Genomic DNA, 22,107 nt, shown 5'->3' with positions numbered 1-22,107 from the left:
CCGGAGCCTTACCGGCCGCACCCGCTCTCTTCGCCGGCGCCTTCGGCGCGACTACCTTCTCCGCGGCCGTCGTCTTCGGCGCTGTTGTCTTCGCCGCCGGTGCCTTCTTCTCGACTGCCTTCCTCGCGACCGTCTTCTTCGCGACCGTCTTCTTCGCCGGCACCGCTTCTGCCTGAGCGGCATGGAAAGCTTGCTCGATCTCCGCCGGAATCCGACCACGGGGCGACACTTCATAGCCCTCTCCGATCGCCCACTCCCGAATCTCTTCGGTCGTCGCCTTCGCCGGAGCCTTACCGGCCGCACCCGCTCTCTTCGCCGGCGCCTTCGGCGCGACTACCTTCTCCGCGGCCGTCGTCTTCGGCGCTGTTGTCTTCGCCGGAGCCTTCTTCGCAGCCACCTTCTTCGCCGCCGGTGCCTTCTCCGCAGCCACCTTCTTCGCCGCCGGTGCCTTCTCCGCAGCCACCTTCTTCGCCGCCGGTGACTTCTTCGCGGCCGTCTTCTTCGCGGCTACCTTCCTCGCTGGCGCCGTTTCTGCCTGAGCGTCATGGAAAGCTTGCTCGATCTCCGCCGGAATCCGACCACGGGGCGACACTTCACGACCCTCTCCGATCGCCCACTCACGGATCTCCTTGGTCGTCGTCTTCGCCGAACCTTCGGAATTTCTCGCCATCGCGCTCCCCTTCTACATCGGCAATCGTCGACCGCCCACAGTAACGGCAGGTCCGCCTCGGTAATGAGGAAGCTCACCCGAACTGACATTGCAATTGTCTCAAGACATTTGTCCAGGCGGGCAGAACAACACGACCCTCTCGGAGCTCACACTCACATCGCACCGAGCCTCATACAGGACGAGCGCGGATTGTGGAGATGGACGCATGGGACCGTGATGCCATCGACCTCGTCACCTGGCTTCATCGAGTTCACCGGCGACGGGACTGGCCAGTTCGCCTTCGTCGCCGTCCGCGGCTGGATGGACTGCCGGAACATCGAACGCGGCGGCCACACCGCCGTGGAGTTCAGTTGGGACGGGGACGACGAAGGCGACCAGGTCAGCGGGCCTGGCTGGGCAGCTCTCGTGGGTGACGCAACAGTCGAGGGGCACCTGTTCCTACACCGGGGCGAAGACTCGGGCTTCCGGGCGGAGCCGTTCGTCCGTGCCTGTCGGCAGGATGGGTGATGAATGACTGCCAGCAACTCGGAAGCGTTCGGCTGCAAGGGATTTGCGAATCACAATTGCCTGCCTGCCGGACCGCAGGTCGCCGACGTGCACGCCGTCCCGGACGGGCCCAGGGCCTGTCATCGACCGGATACCCTTGTCAGTCTTTCTGGGCGGCGCGATGGGTATACCAAGCTTACTACTGAAGAATCTTGTGAAGACCAACTGGAATACACATGTCCAGGACGGGGCCACATCCAAGTGGATGCGGCCCCGTGGAGGTTTGTCAGACTCCCCGCACGCTCTGGGCCTGCGGACCCTTCTGCCCCTGGCCGACCTCGAACTCCACCTGCTGGTTCTCGTCGAGCGACTTGTAGCCGCTGCCCTGAATCTCGGAGAAGTGGACGAAAAGATCAGCTCCGCCATCGTCCGGCGTGATGAATCCGAAGCCCTTTTCACCGTTGAACCACTTGACAACGCCCTGTGCCATGCTTCGTCTCCCTGCAGCAACTGCGAGCCGGGACCTCACAGCGAAGCCCCGATCTCATGCATGATCCTGCCAGCATCGGGCACCGTTCACCGGCACGGTGCCACCGAGGACGTCATTACATCGTTCACTGCGGTCACTCGTCCAAGAGACGGGCAGTGAGTTCCGGCATCAGGTGGACGTCAGGCTGCCGGAAGGGGGCTGGCGGGTTCAGGTATGTTTCCGCACATGAGAGCCGCATCGTGGTTGAGCGTGGCGACCGGGGTGCTGTCCGGCGCCGCCGTTGCCGCAGCGTGGCGGAGGGCATACCTTGCCGATCAGGCAAGGCTCGACGCCGAAGCCGAGCGGGACGCGGCATTAGCGCAAGTTGCCGAAATAAGGCGGACTGCCGTGCGGCAGGTATGCCCACGTCCGCAGAACGTCGACTTCCACGTACAACGCATCCGGGGAGCGGTCGACCGGTTCCGGCTTCGGAATGTCGGGGGCGGCACGGTCACGGACGTGCGATTCGTCATCGACCCCGCGGAGGAGCGGAACCGCCGCATTCCGACGCCACACTGGCTACAGGACGAGCCGGTGACCTTGCTGCCGAATCAATGGGCTGACTTCGGTGCGAGCGCTCTCACGCTCGTTGCCGGTTCCTGGCGAATAGTGTTTCCGGCGTTTGTCACCGTCCTCTGCGAAGAAGGCGGTACACCCTTGCGAATAAACCTGCCTACCGCCGGCGAGGCCGAAGACGACTCAATCAGCTGACCACTCGATTCGGCTTTCCGACAGACTGGCTTGGCCGATGCCGCCGTCACCCGACACAGACCAGCACACCCACAACCGCCACTGCAACCAGCGAAGCGCCACCGCAGATCAACCACGCCCGCGTCGCCAGCTGCCGCCACCGCTCGCACCGCTCGTCTACGTCTACGTCTACGTCCGAGCCGCTCAGATTCGGATCGGACGCTCGGGACTTCGAGAGGCGGCGAACCTTTACGTCGGCTCGCGCCGCCACACCGAACGCGACGGGCACCATCAACAGTGCAGCCACCAGTAGAGCCACCATCGCGCCCATGCCCGTCCCGAACACTGCCGTTCCTCTCACACCAACAGGCGCCGTCACAGGTACCGCGCATTGATCACAGGCCAGGCGCCACCCACAGGCACAACCACGCCGCCCCCGTCAGCTCCATCGCATAGCCGCCGCCCCGCGTCTCACTTCGCAACGCCAGGCATCGGCGGGAGACCATGAAGCGCCGCGGGGCTACACGCCGGGCATCGGGAACTTCCACACCGCCACCACAATCACGCCCATGATGAGTGCGGCGTAAAGAACGGTGCCAACCACACCGACCCGCAAAGTATTCAGCAGATTCGAGCCCAGGTTCTCGGTAATTCGTGCCATGACATCTCTTCCTCACGTGCAAGTATTCTCGACTGCCACATCGACGGTGGCGTACGGCCTACCAGCTACCTTGGACCGTCTTCGACACCTGCACATCGGCCGAACTACCTACACCCATACCCGAAATCAGGTCTGGAGGTTTGGGTCCCGGTATAGGTTGGCAACCCAACATCCCCGAACGCCAGGCTTCTCCGAAGAATTGAGCTGTGTTATACGTCACACGACCGGGTCTCAAACCTGAGGTCAGTCGTTTCCCACACGTTCTCACGAATAGTCGACATCGCACCTACCGGTCGGTTACTGAGGTGCGCCGAAAATAGTGCAATGGCGTGGGTCACACTCTCTGGACTTCGGGGCGTCGGCTCTCGAAAATCATTGTTGCGCTGCTCGTTACTACGTGCAGATTGTCCGTGTAGCGCCCCCGCCCGCTGATATACATCGTTGGCGGGGGCTGCGCTTGGCTGCGCCGCTACATCACACCCTCACCGGGCGATCAGGGGCCCGCCCGCAGTGCGCCAGTGGACGAGGCCGCCGCTCATGTTGACTGCGTCGAATCCGTTCTCCACCAACAGGTTCGCAGCACCGGCCGAGCGGATTCCGCCCGTGCAGAAAGTGATGAGCAGGCGGTCGTCAGGGAACTCCAGGCACCGATCGAGTAATTCCTCCAGTGGCGCATGCACGGCGCCGGGGATGTGGACCCGATTCCACTCGAACCGGCGTCGGACGTCGACAACGAGCGCGCCATCTTCGACGAGGCGAACCGCCTCCGCGGCGCTGACCGCCGGCGGCCGGTACAGATAATGTCGAAAACTCATGCGCTGCGATCCTCCTGCCGCAGGTTGACCATCGGGAGGGGGCCGCTGAGCACGGGCACGAGCGCACCGACGCGGGTCCGGGTCGTCAGACCGCGACCGAGAAGTGCCGTGACAGCGACGGCCAGGTAGAGCGCACCGTGGATCGGACCGAGGATGCGAGCCACCGTGGCGTCGTGCACGGTGCCGAGGTTGATCAGCAACGCCAGGACACTGACGGTCTCGAGCGCCGAGAGCGCCGCAAGAATGCGCAGCAACCCGGTCATACGTAATCCGATCCGGGCCGCACAATCATGAGCACGACGACGACCACCCACAGCAGGTTGAACAGGCCGGTCACCATGCCGAGGCGCCGGGAGTGGTCTCCGTCGCCGGGTGCGGTGAGCGCATGTTGCTGCATTGGGGCGATCTGCAGGGCGAGTAGTCCACCGGCAAGGGCGGTGAGCACCATCGCGACCACCACCCAGACCTCGCTCGTGCGGCCTTGCACGGATGCGAGGACCAGGCCGGCGAGGGGGACTGCGAGCGCCAGGACCCCATAGACGCGGGTGATCCGGTGCAGCACACGAGCGGCGTGGATGCTCCGCTCGACCTGCGTCGCACCACTTGCCGGGGCGGTCACCGGCGCGTATCGGGGGAACAGACTGGTGGTCACCGCGACCGGACCCACGAAGAGGATGCCCGCCACGACATGGACGGAAAGCACCAGCGATTCCATAACCTTCAGCCTAACTGAAGGTTGGTGGTGGGGGTCAGTCGGTGGCCGACATCACCCGCAGCATGTGCACCCGCAGGGCCTCGGTCAGCTCGGGATGCTGCGCGGCGAACTCCGCGTCGAGTCGGGCAACCACCTCGGCCGCCCGAGCCAGCAGTGATTCCCCCTTCGCCGTAACCCGCAGAGTGGACGCCGCCCCGGCGTGCGCAGTCCCGTCGTCGACCAGCCCGGACTCGACGAACGCCGCGACCGCCGTGTGAGCGCTCTGCACAGTGATGCGGGACCGCCGAGCGAGCTCGCTGAACGAGATACCCGGCGTTCCGCGAATGTGCCCCAACAACCCGTACCTCCGGGTGGTCAACCCGAGCGGCTTCAACCCCTCGGCGAACGCGGCATCCCACACTCGGCCCACCGTCAGCAGCGCGACCGTGGGACTGAAAGGAGGAAGCTCCGACATGGGAGAAGGCTACCCATCGAACTCGATCGCGTTCCGCATGCTCCGTTTCACGCCAGGTCGACGAGGTCTTACCGATAATCGCGGTAACGTCTATCCTGTCGAGATGCCCACTCCAACGGTCTTCATCACCGGCGCTGCAGCCGGGATCGGACGTTCCACTGCCCTCGAATTCTCCCGCGCCGGCTACCTCGTCGGGGCCTACGACATCGACGCGACGGGCCTCGCCTCGTTGCAGGAGGCGATCACGTCGGCCGGTGGGCGCGTCGTCACGGGCGTTCTGGACGTCACCGACCCCGAGCAGTGGGAGAAGCGCCTGAGAGAGTTCGACGCCGAAGCGGGTGGTCGTCTCGATATCCTCGTCAACAATGCCGGCATTCTGGTCGCGGGCCGGTTCGAGGAAATTCCGCTGGAGGTACACAAGCGGCAGATCGACATCAACGTCAACGGTGTCGTCTACGGAACACACGCCGCCTTCCCCTACCTGAAGGCAACGCCGGGCGCACAGGTGATCAATCTGTGTTCCGCCTCGGCGATCTACGGTCAACCGGAACTCGCCACCTACGGTGCCACCAAGTTCGCCGTGCGCGGCATCACCGAGGCACTCGACCTCGAATGGGCCGAGTACGACATCTCGGTGAAGGCGATGTGGCCGTTGTTCGTCAACACCGCCATGACTGCAGGCGTATCCACGGGCACCACCAACTCGCTCGGTATCAAACTGAGCGCCGACGACGTGTCAGCGAGCATCTTCAAGGCGACTCGTCCCTCGAAGCGGCCGTACCACAAGGTGCATTTCCCGGTGGGCCTGCAATCGAAAGCGCTGTCGTTGGGGTCCCGCTTCTCCCCCGCGTGGCTCACTCGTGAGGTCAACCGCAGACTCAGCCACACCTAGAGTCGCATGCTCGGCGCCGGCTTCCGCTCGGTGTGGGAGGTTAGCCTCTGCCCGGCCGGAATCCGGCGCGACCACGCGGATCTACCCTACGGAAGTCGGGTAGTGCTACTCATGTTTCGCGCAGAGTCAACCGCCAAACTGGGTTGCATGACACCGACACCGACACCCAGAACGACGACCGCCTTCTTCGTTCAGGCTGGTATCGCCTTTGCCATCAGTTTCGCGGGATCGCTCATCGGAATCGCCTATCTGCCCATCGATCCGTGGCAGCGTGGCTTTCTCTGCATGACGTTGCTGTTCCTGGTGACGAGTACGTTCACGCTCGCCAAGGTGGTGCGTGATCATCAGGAGGCGTCGACGGTACGCGTTCGCGTGGACGAGGCGCGGCTCGAGAAGTTGATTGCCGAACACGACCCGTTCAAGACGGTGGCCTGATCGCGCCGAGATGCCGTGCAGTCACCGCACAACACCGGCGGCGACTCGCTATGCTCCGGCGATGCACTCTGCGAGATCGTCGATCGCCGTACGCTCGGTCATTTCACTCTGCGCAGTGATCATCAGCGCGGGAGCCCTTCCCGCGCATGTTTCGGCGCAGCCGCCAAGTTCCGTGAGCACGGCATGTGGTGAGGCACTGACGAAGCCGGAGCTCGCGCGGATCATCGAACTCTCCGACCTGTCGACTCTCCCGGACACCCCGTCACTGGAACGCCTCGAGGACGAGGTGGCCCGTCACGCGGAGATCACCGCCGTTCTTGTGCGCCATCACGATCGGCGCGGACTGTTCTCCCTCGGACTCGACGCGGTGGAACACTCTGCGGTGATGCCTCTGCAGCGCGACCCCACTGCGTTCGCGGATCGCCGGTGGGCACCTGCGATCAGTTCGGATCTGCTGCGCCGGTATCTCCGCAACCTGCATGCCGAGTTCACGGGCACCGCCGTCGAGCCACAGTGGGAGCGGTACTTCTCGCTGTCGAAGCAGTGCTCGCTGAGTCCCGCCCGTGTCGCGATGGTGGGGTACAACGCGCACATCACGATAGATCTGGCACGGGCAGTTGCGTCTTCCGGCACCGCCGCCGATGACATTCCCGACTACTACGAGATCGTCGATTCCATTGCTCGCGACGGCGACACCATCGTCTCCCGTACCAAAGAAATCTACGGTGCCGATCTCGGGCCTCTGTGGCGGTTCTACTTCGTCGGCGAGGGTCTCGATCGCCTGGCCGGATCCGATGTTCCCTCGGATCTTCTCCTACGCGCTGCGGACAGTGGTTACAACACTGTCACTCTCGCCAATGGCTTCGCACTGCAGTCACCCAACTCGGCGCCGGTCGCTGAGGCGGAGATGGCGGCGCTGGCACAGGCAACCGACGCCGCGCTGGAAGTCCTGTCCGATTTCGGTGGGCTCTGACGGGTATCGCCCTCCTCACCCCACTGTCGTGAATTCCCCCGCCGCGGACCATCTCTGCCGTTCGGCGGCGAAGGCGACGGTCTGCCCGGCGCGGAATTCGCTGACCGAATCGGCGTGTGCGCTGAGAAACCGCTCATGATCGGCGAGCGAAAATGTGCCGTCGGTGATGTCGATGCCACCCCCGCGCCCTGCTGCGACGTCGGACCGCAGATCCATCAGTTCCTCCGGTTCGACGGGATACCAGGAGATCCGGTCGAAGAAGCGAAGCAACCATGGAGTTCCGTCCTCGAACGGACCGGACTTCTCGGGGTGGCGATGGTTCCACACTTGGGTCGTGCGGCCGACGAACTGGTATCCCCCCGGTCCTTCCATTCCGTAGATGCACAGGTACGCCCCGCCGATCCCGACCGCGTTCTCGGGGGTCCAGGTACGTGCCGGGTTGTACTTCGTCGTCACGAGCCGATGACGTGGGTCGAGGGGTGTTGCCACGGGCGCGCCGAGGTAGACGTCGCCGAGACCGAGCACCATGTATTCGGCGCCGAACACGGTGTCGAAGACGTCGTCGACACTGCTTAGACCGTTCATGCGGCGGATGAATTCGATGTTCCACGGGCACCAGGGGGCGTCGGCGCGAACTCCGTGCATGTACCGCTGGATTGCTTCCCGCGTCGAGGGGTCGTCCCAGGACAGCGGCATCCGAACGGACCGACTCGGAACGACGAGCTCGTTCGCCGCGGGCAATGCGTCCTCCGCGTCACCGAGCAATCCCATGAGCTTGGGAATGGGCAACACATCCGGATCGACCCGGACTTGCAGAGAACGGATCCCCGGGGTGAGGTCGAGAAGGCCGGCCGGCTTCTCGATCTCGAGCCGCTGATGCAGTGCGTGGGCCCGGGCCCGAAGAGCAAGATCCAGGGTCATGTCACCGTATTCGACCAGGACATTGTCGTCGCCGGATCGACGGTAGGTGACGGCGGTGTCACCGTCGCGGCGGGCGATCACGCCGTCGTCGCCGTCACCCGCGGTGGAGAACACCGAAGAGTGCGCAGCGCGACGGGCAGGACCGAGCGCGCGGGTCGACGCCGCCCTATTTGCTTTGATGGGTACGAATCGCACCGTGTCGCCCGGGGCCAGCTGGCCGAGCTTCCATCGTTCCGCCGCGACCACGGTGACCGGGCAGACGAAACCCCCGAGGCTCGGTCCGTCGGGTCCCAACAGGATCGGGGTGTCCCCGGTGAAGTCGAGTGCGCCGACGGAATACGCGTTGTCGTGAATGTTGGACGGGTGCAGTCCCGCCTCGCCGCCGTCGGTCCGGGCCCAGTCGGGTTTCGGACCGATCAGCCGCACCCCGGTGCGGTCCGAATTGAAATGCACCTCGTAATCGGTTCGGTACAACGTGTTGATGTCGGACCGAGTGAAGAATTCGGGAGCGCCGTGTGGCCCTTCGGTGACCGCGATCTCCCAGCGTCGGCACATCGCCGGAACATATTCGGCGGGAACGCCCTTCACGGACCCGTTCGCGTCACCGATTGCGAGGATGTCACCCGGTCGCAGGGTCCGGCCCTGGTGACCGCCGAACTTGCCGAGGGTGAACGTCGAGGCGCTCCCGAGGTAGTCCTCGACCTCGAAACCGCCCTGCACCAGCACGTAGATCCGCAGTCCGGGACCGGACACGGTACCGACGTCGAGAACTCCCCCAGCCGGTACGTGTATGGGGCGCCATTGCGCCGCCAGGTCACCGTCGACGGTGACCGGTGCCGGTGCACCCGTCACACACACCACCGTGTCCTTGTCGAACTGCAGGGCGGGACCTGCCATGGCGCACTCGAGTCCGGCGGCGCCCTCGTCGTTTCCGAGCGCACTGTTGCCGAGCCGGAAGGACAGATCGTCCATGGGGCCCGACGGCGGAACTCCGATGTGCCAGTAGCCGGTCCGGCCCGGAAAGTCCTGCACCGTGGTGAGCATGCCCGGCCGCTGCACGGTGATTTTGCCGGTCATCGTCGGACTCCCGTCGGGCGTGTCACGATCATGCGCACCGGTGTCGGATCGAAACCGTTGCACGGATTGTTGATCTGCGGGCAATTGGACACCAGTACCAGAGCATCTCGTTCCGCGCGCAGAGCGAGCCGCTTGCCGGGGGCCGAGAGGCCGTCGACGATTCCCAGTGTCCCGTCCGCCTCGACGGGAACGTTCATGAAAAAGTTGATGTTCGACACGAGGTCGCGCTTGGCTATCCCCCACTTGGAACCCTCGGCGAGAAAGTTCTCCACGCACGCGTGCTGGTGCTTGGTGTGGTGGCCGTAGCGCAGCGTGTTCGATTCTTGCGAACAGGCTCCACCGACGGTGTCGTGGGAGCCGACTTCGTCCGCCACGAGGGTCATCAAGGCGTCGTGGTCGTCGGATCGCAGGACACTTCCGGTGGTGAGGAAGAGGTTGCGCTGTGCAGACACGGTCGCGGCCGCCGAGTACCGCTGCCGGTGGTCGTCTGCGGCGTAGACGAGGGTGTCCACGGCCTGATTGCCGTACAGGTCGACGATGGTGAGGACGTCGCCGGCCTCGACGACGGCGGACCACGGCCCGCGGGCGCCGACTTCCTCGTCCAGGACGACCGTTCCCGGTACCAGGGCGGCGGTGTCGATGCTGGTGGTCATGCCTGCTCCTGCCCCTGCGACTGCGCGGCAGCCCAGATGTCTTCGGTGTTGAGGAATGCCCGCCGGTATTCCGGCTCGGCTGCTGCGGGTACTTCGAAGCGTCCGCCCGGCCACGCGAGTATCTCGAGCGCGGTCGTGTCGAAGGTCGGCGACGGGTCCAGCGGGTGAGCGGTATTCGCGATCAGGACGACGAGTGGGAGATGCAGAACCAGCTCGACTACTGCGCCCGGTCCCGCCGAACCGATGCTGTTCAGGGAGCCGTCCGCGCCGACTCGTACTCCGTGGAAGAACGACAGTGACGGTGGCAGATCACGTCGTTCGAGCCCGTGTTTCGCCGCGGCCACCGTGAAGAGTTCGCGGCCCGCCGGTGACGGTGAATGCAACGAACCGTCACCGTATTTCGCAGCGTTGAACGCGAGTGACGTAGTGCCGCACAGTGCGTCGTGGTGTCCGGATGTGTCGGCGACGACGGTGGCGAGCAACCTGCCTTGATCCGACAGCAGCGGATGTCTTTCACCGATATACGCCTGCCACGGCACTTTGACCGTGTCGGCGACGTTCAACCGCTCCCACGGCGCGTCTGCGCGGAACAGCAGAAGGTGTGCGCACGCCAACCCCTCCACATCTCGCAACCGCACACGTGTTCCGCGTTCGAGAACCTTGCTGGTGTAACGGCCGCCTGGAACCGTCTCGGCCCACGTCAGGGCCGCCGGGTCGACATCGGCGGGGGGCGCCGGCCACGCCGATGCCGGGACCACGGGCATCGATCCGGTGACCGCGCCCGCCTGGGCGCGCGCGTGTTCTTTCGCGGCAGTGGTGGTCGAGGTATCCGCTGAGGTCATGTCAGGCTCCGATCGTGACGGGGTTGGGGGTGCTGCGGCCGCGCGGGAAGCACAGAATTCCGAGTGCGATCACGGCGGCGACCGTGACGGGTGCGGCCCACCGCAGAAGCGGGTAGGCACCGCTCGGGTCGAAGACCTCGGCTCGCGGCCACGAGAGGTTCACCACCATGAGGGCGCCGTAGCCGACAGCCAGAATGTTCACGGGTAGGCCGAGTCGTCCCAGCGAGAAAAGACTCCGGCCGTCCGCGTCCACCTGCGGGCCACCGTGCGGCCAACCCTTCAGGCGGCGAACCAGGAGGGGCACCGTGACCATCAGATACGCGAGGTAGATCAGGATGATGCAGACACTCGACAAGGTGGCGAAGATTGCGGAGTTTCCGACGTTCACCGCGAGGATCGCAATGCAGACGACACCGATGAGGACGGACGGTGCGATGGGAGTTCCTGTGCGAGCGTTCACCTTCGAGAGCACCTGCGAGGCGGGCAACCGACCGTCGCGGGCCATGGAAAACACCAACCTCGACGCCGCCGTCTGAATGGCGAGTGTGCAGACGAACACGGCGACCGCGACATCGGCCAGAAGCAATGTGCCCCAAGGAGAACTGAGAATCGACGACAACACGTACGGCAGACCCTCCGCGGCGAGGCGTCCGTCGGTCAAGCTCGGAGCCGCCATCAGCGCGCCGATGATCATCAGGCCACCACCGAGCGCCGAGACGGACAGCGCCAGCCGAATCGTGCGCGGGGCCACCCGCCGCGGGTTCCGCGTCTCCTCCGCGAGCTCGCCCGCCGAACCGAACCCGACCATCACGTAGGCGGCCATGAGACCGGAGACGATCCAGGCCCAGCCGTATCCGGAGTCGGTGCCCGCCGCACCCGTGTCGAGTACGACCTGCGGTCCCCGCTGCGCGTGCGTGAAGAACATGCCGACCACAGCGACGACTCCGACGATCTCGCACGTGACACCGATGTTGTTGATGCGCGACATCCAGTTCACACCGATGCAGTTGATGAAAGTGGTGAGTACCAGCAGGACCGATCCGAGCAGGACCGCGTTGGCGGCACCGCTGGCGGACGTCAACGTGCTGTCTTCGCCGATGATCTGGAATCCGCTCCACACGTTCGGAAGCACCACCTGCAGTGCGATCGCCGCGGCCGAGGCCGTGACCATCTGCGCCAGGATCATGAACCAGCCGGCGAACCAGCCCACCACCTCCCCGCCCATCCGGCGCGACCACTGATAGATGGCACCGGAAATGGGATACCGGGCAGCCAATTCGGCGAAGTTGAGCGCCACCATGAACTGACCGGCGAATACCACCGGCCACGTCCAGAAGAACGCCGGTCCGGCGAATCCGAAACCGAGACCGAACAATTGAAAGATCGTCGTGAGGATCGACACGAAGGAGAAACCGGCTGCGAACGAAGCGAACTTCCCCAGTTTCCGATGCAGTTGCTGCTCGTAGCCGAATTTACCGAGGTCGCCGGAGTCGTCGATTCTCCCGGCCCCAGTCGGAACAGGAGGTGCAAGTACCGGTGCGGACGGCACTTGCGCAGTCCTCGTAGGTGTACTCAAGAGCCTTCTCCTTCGGCGAGAGCAATATCTGTCGATCGATAGTTTTCTCTCGCGCCCGACCCGATGGGTGACGCGGACGTATACAGATCGGCCCCCGCCGTAACAGGATCGTTGCGAACGTTTCGAAGGTATGACGAAATGCTCACGGCGGGTGTCCACGGTGGCGTGGAAAACCGACCTGACATCATGAGTAGGTGAGCACCGGGCCGGGACGACCGCGACTGACCAGTCAACGCAGGCCGGGTCGGACGACGCCCGAGGAGATACTCGACGCCGCCGGAGAGCTGTTCACCACCAAGGGCTTTGCCGCCACCTCCACGCGCGAGATCGCCGACATGGTGGGCATCAGACAGGCATCGCTTTATCACCACTTCGCCAACAAGGAGGAGATCCTGGTGGCGCTCCTCGAGGAAACAGTGTCGCCCGCGCTCGCTGCCGCCCGAGTCCTCGAGAAGGTCGATGCGCCTGCCGTCGTGCGCCTGCACGCACTCGCCACCTATGACGTCACCCAGCTCACCGGCACGCGCTGGAATCTCGGTGCCCTCTACCTCCTGCCCGAGCTACGCACTGAACGCTTCGCCCCGTTCCGGGCGCAACGCACTCTTTTGCGCTCGCACTATCAGCATTGCGCCGAACAGGCGCTCACCGAGATCACGGCCGGCGACACCGAATCAGCACCCGGTCTCACCGATCTTCCTTTTCGCATCGTCGAGAGCGCTATCGCCACCCGGGCGGACGTCGAAAGCGGAGCGGTACCGACACCCGAGAACACCGATGCCGCTGCCCTCCTCGCCGACGCCTGCTTGCGCGCACTCGGATGGTCGCAGCCACTCGACGAAATCCGAGCGCAGTCGCGGATTCTCCTCGACCACACGGCAGGTGGCACCTCCCGCGGCCTTCCGCCGCCGACGTCGGATCTGTGAGATAAAGTCTGGCGAACGCTTACTACCTGGGGGGTTATCTTGAGCGATGTCTTCGTCGTCACAGACGGCATTCGGCGTTACGGTGCGACGGCGGCGCAGGCCGCGGAGCAGATCAGTAGTGCTGCAGCGATCGACCTCGGTGCCGACCTCGCCGCGCTGGCGCCGGTGTTCGGTCCGATCGGAGCCGACTTTCTCGCGTCCTTCGCGGTGGCGCAGGGCAATCACGCCAAGTCGGTCGCCGAACTCGCATCCCACTACGCTCACACCGCTGTCGCGTCCGGGGCCACCGCAGACTCCTACGATTCCGTCGACGACGCAAACGGCGGCGCCCTCGGAGACATCAGCGGAACCATCGGAGACCTCGCGTGACGTCTCCCGAGCCCGCCGGCGACATCGCGCACCCGTCGATCCTGGAACTGCTGCAAGGTTCCGCGTTCGGTGCGGCGGTGAACACGCCTCTGCCGAGCACGCCGCTCGAGGCACTGCAGAGTTCGCCGCTCGGCCCGCTACTCGACACCCCGATCGGCGTGCCGGCGCTGCCCGAACTCCCACCGCTGCCTGCTCTTCCGCCGTTGCCGCCCAATCCGGTGGAGGCCCTCCTCCAGGGACAAGGCCTGCCCGGACTGCCGGGAATCGACGAGTTGTTCAAGCCACTCACCGACCTCGCGGGCGCCTTCGGTACCGGGACATTCGGCTCGATCGATCCGACATCGGTGCTCGACATGTCCTCCGGACTGATCGACCAGGCCATGTCGCTGAGCATGTCAGGACTGAAGGCGCTCGATCAGATCTGGCAGAGCCAGGCGGCGCAGGCCGCGCAGGTCCAGGGACAGCAGGCTCAGGTGAGCGGCGCAGAACTGAGCGAGCGCGGCACGCAGATTTCCGGGACCACCCAGACCGCCGCTGCGTCGGTGGCCCGTGGCAACGCCAATCTGATGACCATCTCCGAATCATTCGCGTCCACCGCGGTCGCTGCAGCACCGATGGTGATGACGCCGCCCGGGCAGGCGATGCTTCTCGCGTCGGCCGCCGAACACATCAAGGCCGCGATCGGAGTGGTCACGCAGACACGAACCGAACTGAACGAGCAGACCCTCACCATGAACGGCCTCGCGGCACCGGTACCCGTGCCACCGCCGCCGCCGCCGCCCGCCGCAGCGGCGACGTCGCCGTTTGCTGTCGCGAGCACCGTGCTCGAGAGCGTCGGTACCCCGATGGTCTCCACAGTCACCGACAGCCTCGGTCAACTCGTCTCGGCCACGACGCAAGCCGCGAGTGTGTCGCCCAGTGACGTGTCCGCCGACTCCGTCGCGGCCAGGTCCGGCTCGCCCGCGCCGGCCGGTGCAGCGCACGGTGTCCCCGGCTCGGTCGGCATTGCAGGTGGTACCGGAATCGGCATGTACGGCGCCGGCGGCGGAACACCTTCCGGGAGCGTCGCTTCCGTGCCGCGCGCACCGGTGGCCGGTTCCGTTCCGCCAGGTGCTGCCGGTGTGGCGACTCCGGCTGCCACGGGCACGCCAGGAGCACTCGGCACGTCGACAACGACCGGAGTGGGAACAGCCGGCGGGCCGGTGGGCGCGATGGGCGGCGCAGGAATGGCGGGGGCTGGTCGTGGGGGCGACGAACAGCTCAGCGGCCGAACCACACCTGGCTACCTCGTGAACGCCGGCGACAGCAACGCCTTCGTCGGCGACCTCCCAATGGTGGCTCCGGCCGTCATCGGCGGCGAAGAACTCGACGACGGCCAGATCGACGCCAGGAACTGACAGCCGCAGGTGGGGCGGAGGCACTGCCGCCCCACCTGGGTCTGTCTACTCGACGAGCGCTGCTACTTCGTGATCGGTGAGCGTGGTCACCGGGACTCGTCCGGCTGCACGTACCAACTCCACCGCCCGGAACAACGGGCGCTCGGTCAGCGCGGCGTCGCGCGCCTCGGCACGTAACTGCTCGATGAGCACCGAGGCGATCGCTGCGGCCGCCACCAGTTCGCTCGTGGTCAGTGCGTCGGCCAGCTTCCGCAGCCCCAGCACGTCCAGTTCACGGCCGCCGTCAGTGGTGTACAACGCCAATGGCACCGCGAGAACGCCGTCGGAATCGGTGATGCGGACACTCACTTCGCTGACCCGAGCCGAACGCACCACCACCTCGGCCGCCACCGCCTTCGTGACATCGACGTGACGGGTTCGCACACCCCCGGTCGAAAAAATGACACCGCGTTCCAGCACGACCTTGCGGCGCAGGGTGACGAGCGCCGACAGGGCGGTAGGGACGGCGATCACACCACCCACCACCACGGCCAGCCACAACGGAGTGAAGAAGCTCAGCACGGCACCGACGACCACGCCGATCAGTACGGCGATCATCGCGACCCGCCTGAGGCGCGGCGCAATCAGCTCGATGGGGACGAGGTCGAGTGACACCGGCGGATCGTGCTCAGGCGCCAAGGATCGCTCCGACGTGCGCGACGACATCGGTCGCCGAGATCGATTCCTGGTCACCGGTGGCCAAAGTCTTGATCCCGATGGTGCCCTCGGCGATGTCGCGGTCACCCAGCACGAGTGCGAGTGCGGCACCGGAACGGTCCGCGGCCTTCATCGCGCCCTTCACGCCACGGTTGCCGTAGGCGAGATCGACCCGAATGCCCTGCGCGCGCAACTGCTGGGCGATCACCACCAGCTTCGCCTTCGCCTCGTCACCCAGCGGAACCCCGAAAACCTCGCAACGGGCGGTCGACCCTGCCGTCTTGCCCTCCGCGACCAGCGCCAGGACGGTGCGGTCGACGCCGAGCCCGAAACCGATGCCGGACAACGGCTGACCGCCGAGTTGCGCCATCAAGCCGTCGTAGCGTCCGCCGCCGCCGATGCCCGACTGCGCGCCGAGACCGTCGTGCACGAACTCGAACGTGGTCTTCGTGTAGTAGTCGAGGCCGCGAACCATCCGCGGGTTGACGACATACGGCACACCCAATGCGTCGAGGTGGGCAAGGACCTCGTCGAAATGTGCCTTCGCGGTATCCGAGAGGTGGTCGAGCATGAGCGGCGCATCCGCGGTCATCTCCCGCACCTCCTTGCGCTTGTCATCGAGAACTCGCAGTGGATTGATCTCGGCGCGGCGACGCGTCTCCTCGTCGAGAGGGAGGCGGAAGAGGAACTCCTGCAGACGTTCCCGGTACTGGGGCCGGCAGGTGTCGTCACCGAGTGACGTGATCTCCAGCCGGAAGCCCTCGAGCCCGAGACCCCGGAACCCGGCGTCGGCAATTGCGATGACCTCTGCGTCCAGGGCAGGGTCGTCGACACCGATGGCCTCGACCCCGACCTGCTGCAGCTGTCGGTAACGTCCCGCCTGGGGACGCTCGTAGCGGAAGAACGGACCGGCATAGCTCAACTTGACCGGCAACTGGCCACGGTCGAGACCGTGCTCGATCACAGCGCGCATCACGCCCGCGGTCCCCTCGGGGCGCAGGGTCACCGATCGATCACCCCGGTCCGCGAAGGTGTACATCTCCTTGCTGACGACGTCCGTCGATTCACCGACACCTCGCGCGAACAGTCCGGTGTCCTCGAAGATGGGAAGCTCGATGTGGCCGTAGCCGGCCAGTCGCGCAGCGCGGGTGAGCCCGTCGCGGACCGCGACGAATTCGGCGGACTGCGGCGGGACGTAGTCGGGAACGCCCTTGGGGGCGGAGAAGGTGCTGGCTTTACTCACTGTCGCTACTTTTCCTTACTTCGAGCCCGGGAGTCCAACGAGGAACGGGTTGGACGTGCGCTCGGCCCCGATGGAACTCGATCCGCCGTGCCCGGGCAGCACCGCAGTGTCGTCGGCGAGGACCAGAAGCTTGTCGGCGATCGACTGCAACAACTGTTCGTGGTTGCCACCGGGCAGGTCACTGCGCCCGATCGATCCCTGGAACAGGGTGTCCCCGGTGAGTGCGAGCTCGACCCCACCGGTCTCCTGCTCGACCCGGGTCCGGAAGACCACGGAACCCTGTGTGTGCCCCGGAGTGTGATCGACGACGAACGAGATGCCCGCCTGCTCGATGCGATCGCCGTCCGACAGTTCGATCACCTCGCTCGGCTCCACGAAATCCATCCCCTCGATGAACGGTTTCATCGTCGGCCCGATGCCCCGTCCGGGGTCGGACAACATGTACCGGTCCTCGGGATGGATGTACGCGGGGATGCCGAACTTGTCGCACACCTCGTGCGCGTTCCAGACATGGTCCAGGTGACCGTGTGTGAGCAGCACCGCCGTCGGTGTGAGATTCGACTGGGCGAGAAAGTCGATCAGCGGGCCGGCAGCATCCTGACCGGGGTCGACGACGACGCACTCGCGGGCATCGTCCTGGGCGAGGATGTAGCAGTTGGTCTGGAACATCCCGGCCGGAAATCCTGTGACGAGCACGCGCGACGCTCCTGTTCGAGTGATCATTGCAGTCGCTACAGCCTAAGCTGCCGCCCCGCCAGCTCGTTCTCAGGTTCGGATGGCAGACTCTGGAGGTCGTGTGCCGGGGGTAGATCACACCGACCAACTGCTATATCGACCGACTGCCAGAGAAGACCGATACGGGAGGACCATCGCAGTGCCGAGCAATGAGCAGCGCCGGGAAGCAGCGAAACGAAAGCTCGAGCGTCAACTCGAGCGCCGCGCGAACAGAGCACGCAAGCGCAAGCAGCTGACCATTGCCGGTTCGGTGCTGGGTGTAGTGCTCGTCGTGGCGGCCGGCGCGGTCGTCTTCGCCCTCACCAGCGGTGACGACGACACGACCGAAGCCTCCGCCGACTCGGTGTCCGCCTCGCCCCAGTCGCCCGGTGTCATGCCCGCAGGACGCGCCGAGCCGCTCCCCGAGAAGGTGTCGTGCACCTACACCCCGGACGGTCAGCCGCCGGCCAGACAGGTGAACCCGCCGCGCACCGAGGACATCGACACCACGGTCAGCGACGTCAGCGTCAGCGTGGAGACCACCCAGGGCAATATCGGACTGACGCTGGACAACGCCGACTCCCCCTGCACGGTCAACAACTTCCTCAGCCTCGCGAGCCAGAACTACTTCGACAACACGCCGTGCCACCGGCTCGTCACTTCCGAAGGCCTCAAGGTGCTGCAGTGTGGTGACCCGACCGGTTCCGGCACCGGTGGACCCGGTTACGGCTTCACGAACGAATTCCCCACCGACCAGTACCCCGCCGACGATCCGTCGCTGCAGGTTCCCGTCACGTACCCGCGCGGAACCATCGCGATGGCCAACAGCGGCCAGCCCGGCAGCAACGGCAGCCAGTTCTTCCTCGTCTACGCCGATTCCCAGCTGCCTCCGCAGTACACCGCTTTCGGAACCATCGACGAGACCGGCCTCGCCACCATCGAGAAGGTCGCGGCCGCCGGTGACGATGCCTCGATGCAGGCTGGCGGCGGCAAGCCGAACCTGCCGATCGACATCAAGTCCGTCCGGATGGACTGAGGCCGCCACATGTGAGGATGGACCGATGAAACGCACCTCGATTCTCGTCGCAGGCGTGGGCCTCGCGGTCCTCCTCGCCGGTTGTTCGGACTCGTCCGACTCGGGCGGTTCGGCAACCGGCACCTCGAAGGCATCCCCCACGAGCGCCGCGGCGCAGTCGCTCGACCTCTCTCGATTCGGCACGTTGCCACCGGTCCCCGCGCCCGCCGCGCCAACCGTCGACTGCTCGTACCCGGCGGGTCGACCACCCGCCAAGGACGTCACTGCCCCGTCCGCCACCGGTGTGTCCACCGCAGGCACCGTCGCGGTGAACCTCACCACCAGCGCCGGCCCCATCGGTCTGACCCTCGATCGGGCCGAGGCACCGTGCACGGTGAACAGCTTCGTGAGCCTCGCCGAGCAGGGATACTTCGACGACACCCCGTGCCATCGCCTGACGACGGAACAAGGGTTGCAGGTCCTGCAATGTGGTGATCCGAGCGGCGTCGGCACCGGCGGTCCCGGCTACGGGTTCGACACCGAATATCCCGAAACGGCGTTCGCGGCCAACGATCCGGCGCTGACCGAGCCGGTGGTCTACCCCCGCGGCACTGTCGCGATGGCGAACAGCGGACAGCCGGGTAGCAACGGCAGCCAGTTCTTCCTCGTCTACGCCGACTCGGTGCTCCCGCCCAATTACACCGTGTTCGGTTCGATCTCCGAGGAGGGCCTCGCAACGGTCGAGAAGGTGGCGGCCGACGGCGACGACGGCTCCATGTCCGCGGGCGGCGGCAAGCCGAACACCCCGGTTCAGATCGAGACCGCGAAGGTCGGCTGACCGCCCGACTTTCCGGCGCCCGGTCCCGTACCCCGTCATGCACGAACGGGACGTTCGTTCGGTCTAACCGAACGAACGTCCCGTTCGTGCATGCGGGACAGGGCGGAGCTGTCAGGCGGCGGAGGTCACCCGGTAGACGTCGTAGACGCCCTCCACGTTCCGGACGACGTTCAGCACGTGGCCGAGATGCTTCGGGTCGCCCATCTCGAAGGTGAATTTGCTGATGGCCACCCGGTCACCCGACGTCGTCACCGACGCCGACAGGATGTTCACCTTCTCGTCCGCAAGAGCCTTGGTGACGTCGGAGAGCAGCCGGTGCCGATCGAGGGCCTCGATCTGGATGGCAACGAGGAATACCGAGGACGGTGACGGCGCCCACTGGACCTCGATGATGCGCTCGGACTGCTCCTGGAGAGACCCGGCGTTGGTGCAGTCGGTCCGGTGCACGCTGACCGCGCCGCCCCGGGTGACGAAGCCCATGATCTCGTCGCCCGGAACCGGCGTGCAGCATTTGGCGAGCTTCGCGACGGTTCCTTCCGCTCCCGGCACCAGGACACCGGCGTCGCCGGTACTGCGCGGGCGCATCGGCATGGTGGACGGCGTGGCCCGCTCGGCCAGCTCCTCCTCCACGTCTCCGACACCACCGAGGTGGGCCACCAGTCGCTGCACCACGTGCTGCGCAGACACGTGGCTTTCCCCGACCGCGGTGTACAGCATCGACACGTCCGTGTAGTGGAGTTCGTGTGCGATGGCCGCCATCGATTCGGCGTTCATCAGTCGCTGCAGCGGGAGACCGACGCGTCGCACTTCCTTCGCGATCGCGTCCTTACCGTTCTCGAGCGCCTCCTCCCGGCGCTCCTTGGCGAACCACTGCCGGATCTTCGTCTTCGCCCGCGGGGACACCACGAACGACTGCCAGTCGCGGCTGGGGCCCGCATTGACCGCCTTGGAAGTGAAGACCTCCACCACTTCTCCGTTGTCGAGGGTGCGCTCGAGGGCGACAAGCCGCCCGTTGACCCGGGCGCCGATACAGCGATGCCCGACCTCGGTGTGGACTGCGTAGGCGAAGTCGACGGGCGTCGACCCTGCGGGCAACGTGACCACGTCCCCCTTGGGGGTGAACACGAAGATCTCCTTGACCGCGAGGTCGTAGCGGAGAGACTCGAGGAACTCGCCTGGATCGGCGGCCTCACGCTGCCAGTCGAGGAGCTGCCGCATCCACGCCATGTCGTCGACCTCGGCGACATCACCGGAGTGCTTGCCCTTGGTCTCCTTGTACCGCCAGTGCGCTGCGATCCCAAACTCGGCGGTACGGTGCATGTCGTGGGTGCGGATCTGCACCTCGAGTGGCTTGCCCTCGGGCCCGACCACGGTGGTGTGCAGCGACTGGTAGACGCCGTAGCGGGGTTGCGCGATGTAGTCCTTGAACCGGCCTGCCATGGGCTGCCACAACGAATGCACCACACCCACTGCCGCATAGCAGTCGCGGACCTCGTCGCAGAGGATCCGCACACCGACCAGGTCGTGGATGTCGTCGAAGTCGCGCCCCTTGACGATCATCTTCTGATAGATCGACCAGTAGTGCTTCGGTCGGCCTTCGACCACCGCGTTGATACGCGACGCCGTCAGGGTGGCGTTGATTTCCGCGCGCACCTTGGCCAGGTAAGTATCCCGCGACGGCGCCCGGTCGGCGACCAGCCGCACAATTTCGTCGTATTTCTTGGGATGCAGAATCGCGAACGACAGGTCCTCGAGCTCCCACTTGACGGTCGCCATTCCCAGCCGGTGCGCCAGCGGGGCAATCACCTCGAGAGTCTCACGTGCCTTGCGAGCCTGCTTCTCGGGCGGCAGGAACCGCATGGTCCGCATGTTGTGCAGGCGGTCCGCCACCTTGATCACCAGCACGCGGGGGTCGCGCGCCATCGCGATGATCATCTTGCGGATGGTTTCGCCCTCGGCCGCGTTACCGAGAACAACCTTGTCGAGTTTGGTGACGCCGTCGACGAGGTGCGCTACTTCGTCGCCGAACTCCTCGGTCAGCTGAGCGAGCGAATACCCGGTGTCCTCGACGGTGTCGTGCAGCAACGCCGCGACCAGAGTGGTCGTATCCATGCCGAGCTCTGCGAGGATGCTCGCGACGGCGAGTGGATGGGTGATGTACGGATCACCGGATTTGCGCTTCTGACTGGCGTGCTTTTCCTCGGCGACGTCGTACGCGCGCTGGAGGAGGGCCAGATCGGCCTTGGGATAGAGCTCGCGATGCAGACTGACGAGGGGCTCGAGAACCGGCCGGATGGTCGCGTTCCGTTGCCCCGTGATACGCCTGGCGAGTCGCGCTCGTACCCGGCGCGATGCAGACGCCGGAACGGCGAATCCCTGCGCTCCGCGGCTGTTGCCGGAAGCGGGATCCGCTACAGGTGACTCGGCATCGGACTGTGCAGACGAAGGGGATTTCGCGTTCTGCGACCGATCGAGATTCGAAGTCATGCCGTCACCTCCTACCACTGGTTAGCTGGGCCTTTC

Annotated in this window: 26 protein-coding genes; 10 read left to right on the top strand and 16 right to left on the bottom strand. The window is 65.5% G+C overall.

Going from position 1 to position 22,107, the window contains the following annotated elements; all coding sequences use genetic code 11:
* A partial coding sequence (locus ACH49N_RS02570; RefSeq protein WP_397504368.1) for a histone-like nucleoid-structuring protein Lsr2 occupies positions 1-670 on the bottom strand: 670 nt, incomplete at its 3' end.
* Between the two features lie 213 nt (positions 671-883).
* On the opposite strand from ACH49N_RS02570, the gene ACH49N_RS02565 reads away from it, so the two are divergent.
* A complete protein-coding gene (locus ACH49N_RS02565; protein ID WP_397504367.1) occupies positions 884-1,177 on the top strand; it encodes a hypothetical protein in 294 nt (97 codons plus the stop codon).
* 265 nt (positions 1,178-1,442) lie between these two features.
* On the opposite strand, the gene ACH49N_RS02560 is transcribed toward ACH49N_RS02565, so the two are convergent.
* Entirely contained in the window at positions 1,443-1,646 is a 204-nt protein-coding gene (locus ACH49N_RS02560) for a cold-shock protein (RefSeq protein WP_358270280.1), read from the bottom strand.
* A gap of 225 nt (positions 1,647-1,871) precedes the next feature.
* Between ACH49N_RS02560 and ACH49N_RS02555 the strand changes: the two genes are divergently transcribed.
* On the top strand, positions 1,872-2,396 hold the full coding sequence (locus tag ACH49N_RS02555; protein ID WP_159926507.1) for a hypothetical protein: 525 nt from the start codon (positions 1,872-1,874) through the stop codon (positions 2,394-2,396).
* 46 nt (positions 2,397-2,442) lie between these two features.
* On the opposite strand, the gene ACH49N_RS02550 is transcribed toward ACH49N_RS02555, so the two are convergent.
* The 6 genes from ACH49N_RS02550 to ACH49N_RS02525 form a co-directional block, all read right to left on the bottom strand.
* Positions 2,443-2,721, bottom strand: a complete 279-nt coding sequence (locus ACH49N_RS02550) for a hypothetical protein (RefSeq protein ID WP_358270282.1) — start codon at positions 2,719-2,721, stop codon at positions 2,443-2,445.
* Positions 2,722-2,895: 174 nt separating this feature from the next.
* Positions 2,896-3,036, bottom strand: a complete 141-nt coding sequence (locus ACH49N_RS02545; protein WP_201453476.1) for a hypothetical protein — start codon at positions 3,034-3,036, stop codon at positions 2,896-2,898.
* 482 nt (positions 3,037-3,518) lie between these two features.
* Positions 3,519-3,851 (bottom strand): rhodanese-like domain-containing protein, encoded by a 333-nt coding sequence (locus tag ACH49N_RS02540; protein WP_159926505.1) that lies wholly within the window; start codon positions 3,849-3,851, stop codon positions 3,519-3,521.
* Positions 3,848-4,114 carry a hypothetical protein gene (locus tag ACH49N_RS02535; protein WP_358270285.1) on the bottom strand — a complete coding sequence of 89 codons (267 nt, stop codon included), beginning with the start codon at positions 4,112-4,114 and terminating at the stop codon, positions 3,848-3,850. Before ACH49N_RS02535 ends, ACH49N_RS02540 begins: the two co-directional genes overlap by 4 nt.
* On the bottom strand, positions 4,111-4,566 hold the full coding sequence (locus ACH49N_RS02530; protein WP_358270286.1) for a hypothetical protein: 456 nt from the start codon (positions 4,564-4,566) through the stop codon (positions 4,111-4,113). The genes ACH49N_RS02535 and ACH49N_RS02530 overlap by 4 nt, the downstream gene beginning before the upstream one ends.
* A gap of 34 nt (positions 4,567-4,600) precedes the next feature.
* Positions 4,601-5,020 carry a MarR family winged helix-turn-helix transcriptional regulator gene (locus ACH49N_RS02525; RefSeq protein WP_159926499.1) on the bottom strand — a complete coding sequence of 140 codons (420 nt, stop codon included), beginning with the start codon at positions 5,018-5,020 and terminating at the stop codon, positions 4,601-4,603.
* 103 nt (positions 5,021-5,123) lie between these two features.
* Between ACH49N_RS02525 and ACH49N_RS02520 the strand changes: the two genes are divergently transcribed.
* The 3 genes from ACH49N_RS02520 to ACH49N_RS02510 all read left to right on the top strand — a co-directional run bounded on the left by ACH49N_RS02520 (position 5,124) and on the right by ACH49N_RS02510 (position 7,320).
* Positions 5,124-5,912: an SDR family oxidoreductase gene (locus ACH49N_RS02520; protein ID WP_250763646.1), complete on the top strand. Its 789-nt coding sequence runs from the start codon at positions 5,124-5,126 to the stop codon at positions 5,910-5,912.
* A 147-nt stretch (positions 5,913-6,059) separates the two neighbouring features.
* Entirely contained in the window at positions 6,060-6,347 is a 288-nt protein-coding gene (locus ACH49N_RS02515; RefSeq protein WP_213571830.1) for a YiaA/YiaB family inner membrane protein, read from the top strand.
* Positions 6,348-6,408: 61 nt separating this feature from the next.
* Complete coding sequence (locus ACH49N_RS02510; protein WP_250763649.1) at positions 6,409-7,320, top strand: DUF5995 family protein; 912 nt, start codon at positions 6,409-6,411, stop codon at positions 7,318-7,320.
* 15 nt (positions 7,321-7,335) lie between these two features.
* Here ACH49N_RS02510 and ACH49N_RS02505 read toward each other — a convergent pair whose 3' ends face one another.
* From ACH49N_RS02505 to ACH49N_RS02490, 4 genes are read right to left on the bottom strand one after another with little or no spacing between them, the layout of a single operon-like run.
* Positions 7,336-9,318, bottom strand: coding sequence for a 5-oxoprolinase/urea amidolyase family protein (locus tag ACH49N_RS02505; protein WP_358270288.1), 1,983 nt, complete (start codon positions 9,316-9,318; stop codon positions 7,336-7,338).
* Entirely contained in the window at positions 9,315-9,971 is a 657-nt protein-coding gene (locus ACH49N_RS02500; RefSeq protein ID WP_358270289.1) for an urea amidolyase associated protein UAAP2, read from the bottom strand. The genes ACH49N_RS02505 and ACH49N_RS02500 overlap by 4 nt, the downstream gene beginning before the upstream one ends.
* Entirely contained in the window at positions 9,968-10,813 is an 846-nt protein-coding gene (locus tag ACH49N_RS02495; RefSeq protein WP_358270290.1) for an urea amidolyase associated protein UAAP1, read from the bottom strand. The genes ACH49N_RS02500 and ACH49N_RS02495 overlap by 4 nt, the downstream gene beginning before the upstream one ends.
* 1 nt (position 10,814) lies before the next feature.
* Positions 10,815-12,362, bottom strand: coding sequence for an amino acid permease (locus tag ACH49N_RS02490; protein ID WP_358270736.1), 1,548 nt, complete (start codon positions 12,360-12,362; stop codon positions 10,815-10,817).
* Positions 12,363-12,583: 221 nt separating this feature from the next.
* Here ACH49N_RS02490 and ACH49N_RS02485 point away from each other — a divergent pair, with 221 nt between their 5' ends.
* The 3 genes from ACH49N_RS02485 to ACH49N_RS02475 are packed head-to-tail and all read left to right on the top strand — an operon-like array spanning position 12,584 to position 15,078.
* The gene (locus ACH49N_RS02485; RefSeq protein ID WP_358270292.1) at positions 12,584-13,312 is read left to right on the top strand and encodes a TetR/AcrR family transcriptional regulator; all 729 of its coding nucleotides are present in this window, start codon (positions 12,584-12,586) and stop codon (positions 13,310-13,312) included.
* 39 nt (positions 13,313-13,351) lie between these two features.
* On the top strand, positions 13,352-13,681 hold the full coding sequence (locus ACH49N_RS02480) for a type VII secretion target (RefSeq protein WP_159926485.1): 330 nt from the start codon (positions 13,352-13,354) through the stop codon (positions 13,679-13,681).
* Entirely contained in the window at positions 13,678-15,078 is a 1,401-nt protein-coding gene (locus ACH49N_RS02475) for a hypothetical protein (protein WP_358270294.1), read from the top strand. Before ACH49N_RS02480 ends, ACH49N_RS02475 begins: the two co-directional genes overlap by 4 nt.
* 45 nt (positions 15,079-15,123) lie before the next feature.
* On the opposite strand, the gene ACH49N_RS02470 is transcribed toward ACH49N_RS02475, so the two are convergent.
* Genes ACH49N_RS02470 through ACH49N_RS02460 form a run of 3 tightly spaced genes read right to left on the bottom strand, consistent with a single transcriptional unit; the run spans position 15,124 to position 17,713 of the window.
* Entirely contained in the window at positions 15,124-15,783 is a 660-nt protein-coding gene (locus ACH49N_RS02470; RefSeq protein WP_358270296.1) for a hypothetical protein, read from the bottom strand.
* Positions 15,746-17,017 (bottom strand): histidine--tRNA ligase, encoded by a 1,272-nt coding sequence (hisS, locus tag ACH49N_RS02465; RefSeq protein WP_358270298.1) that lies wholly within the window; start codon positions 17,015-17,017, stop codon positions 15,746-15,748. The genes ACH49N_RS02470 and hisS overlap by 38 nt, the downstream gene beginning before the upstream one ends.
* Positions 17,018-17,032: 15 nt before the next feature.
* The gene (locus tag ACH49N_RS02460) at positions 17,033-17,713 is read right to left on the bottom strand and encodes an MBL fold metallo-hydrolase (RefSeq protein ID WP_358270299.1); all 681 of its coding nucleotides are present in this window, start codon (positions 17,711-17,713) and stop codon (positions 17,033-17,035) included.
* A gap of 178 nt (positions 17,714-17,891) precedes the next feature.
* Between ACH49N_RS02460 and ACH49N_RS02455 the strand changes: the two genes are divergently transcribed.
* Positions 17,892-18,767, top strand: coding sequence for a peptidylprolyl isomerase (locus ACH49N_RS02455; RefSeq protein WP_159926475.1), 876 nt, complete (start codon positions 17,892-17,894; stop codon positions 18,765-18,767).
* Positions 18,768-18,792: 25 nt separating this feature from the next.
* The gene (locus tag ACH49N_RS02450; protein WP_358270301.1) at positions 18,793-19,584 is read left to right on the top strand and encodes a peptidylprolyl isomerase; all 792 of its coding nucleotides are present in this window, start codon (positions 18,793-18,795) and stop codon (positions 19,582-19,584) included.
* A 111-nt stretch (positions 19,585-19,695) separates the two neighbouring features.
* Here the strand turns inward: ACH49N_RS02450 and ACH49N_RS02445 are convergent, their stop codons facing one another.
* The gene (locus tag ACH49N_RS02445) at positions 19,696-22,071 is read right to left on the bottom strand and encodes a bifunctional (p)ppGpp synthetase/guanosine-3',5'-bis(diphosphate) 3'-pyrophosphohydrolase (RefSeq protein ID WP_109330548.1); all 2,376 of its coding nucleotides are present in this window, start codon (positions 22,069-22,071) and stop codon (positions 19,696-19,698) included.
* Positions 22,072-22,107: the final 36 nt, after the last annotated feature.

This window comes from Rhodococcus sp. NPDC019647 (genome assembly GCF_044389235.1).
Taxonomy (GTDB): Bacteria; Actinomycetota; Actinomycetes; order Mycobacteriales; family Mycobacteriaceae; genus Rhodococcus_F; species Rhodococcus_F oxybenzonivorans.
Note: the sequence above shows the minus strand (reverse complement) of the source record. Positions and strands in the feature narration are given on the sequence as shown.

Excerpts from the sequence above, each read along its gene's own strand:
- ACH49N_RS02560 (WP_358270280.1), bottom strand. The coding sequence starts at position 1,646 with ATGGCACAGGGCGTTGTCAAGTGGTTCAACGGTGAAAAGGGCTTCGGA.
- ACH49N_RS02555 (WP_159926507.1), top strand. The coding sequence starts at position 1,872 with ATGAGAGCCGCATCGTGGTTGAGCGTGGCGACCGGGGTGCTGTCCGGC.
- ACH49N_RS02545 (WP_201453476.1), bottom strand. The coding sequence starts at position 3,036 with ATGGCACGAATTACCGAGAACCTGGGCTCGAATCTGCTGAATACTTTG.
- ACH49N_RS02540 (WP_159926505.1), bottom strand. The coding sequence starts at position 3,851 with ATGAGTTTTCGACATTATCTGTACCGGCCGCCGGCGGTCAGCGCCGCG.
- ACH49N_RS02535 (WP_358270285.1), bottom strand. The coding sequence starts at position 4,114 with ATGACCGGGTTGCTGCGCATTCTTGCGGCGCTCTCGGCGCTCGAGACC.
- ACH49N_RS02530 (WP_358270286.1), bottom strand. The coding sequence starts at position 4,566 with ATGGAATCGCTGGTGCTTTCCGTCCATGTCGTGGCGGGCATCCTCTTC.
- ACH49N_RS02525 (WP_159926499.1), bottom strand. The coding sequence starts at position 5,020 with ATGTCGGAGCTTCCTCCTTTCAGTCCCACGGTCGCGCTGCTGACGGTG.
- ACH49N_RS02520 (WP_250763646.1), top strand. The coding sequence starts at position 5,124 with ATGCCCACTCCAACGGTCTTCATCACCGGCGCTGCAGCCGGGATCGGA.
- ACH49N_RS02515 (WP_213571830.1), top strand. The coding sequence starts at position 6,060 with ATGACACCGACACCGACACCCAGAACGACGACCGCCTTCTTCGTTCAG.
- ACH49N_RS02510 (WP_250763649.1), top strand. The coding sequence starts at position 6,409 with ATGCACTCTGCGAGATCGTCGATCGCCGTACGCTCGGTCATTTCACTC.
- ACH49N_RS02505 (WP_358270288.1), bottom strand. The coding sequence starts at position 9,318 with ATGACCGGCAAAATCACCGTGCAGCGGCCGGGCATGCTCACCACGGTG.
- ACH49N_RS02500 (WP_358270289.1), bottom strand. The coding sequence starts at position 9,971 with ATGACCACCAGCATCGACACCGCCGCCCTGGTACCGGGAACGGTCGTC.
- ACH49N_RS02495 (WP_358270290.1), bottom strand. The coding sequence starts at position 10,813 with ATGACCTCAGCGGATACCTCGACCACCACTGCCGCGAAAGAACACGCG.
- ACH49N_RS02470 (WP_358270296.1), bottom strand. The coding sequence starts at position 15,783 with ATGTCGTCGCGCACGTCGGAGCGATCCTTGGCGCCTGAGCACGATCCG.
- ACH49N_RS02450 (WP_358270301.1), top strand. The coding sequence starts at position 18,793 with ATGAAACGCACCTCGATTCTCGTCGCAGGCGTGGGCCTCGCGGTCCTC.
- ACH49N_RS02445 (WP_109330548.1), bottom strand. The coding sequence starts at position 22,071 with ATGACTTCGAATCTCGATCGGTCGCAGAACGCGAAATCCCCTTCGTCT.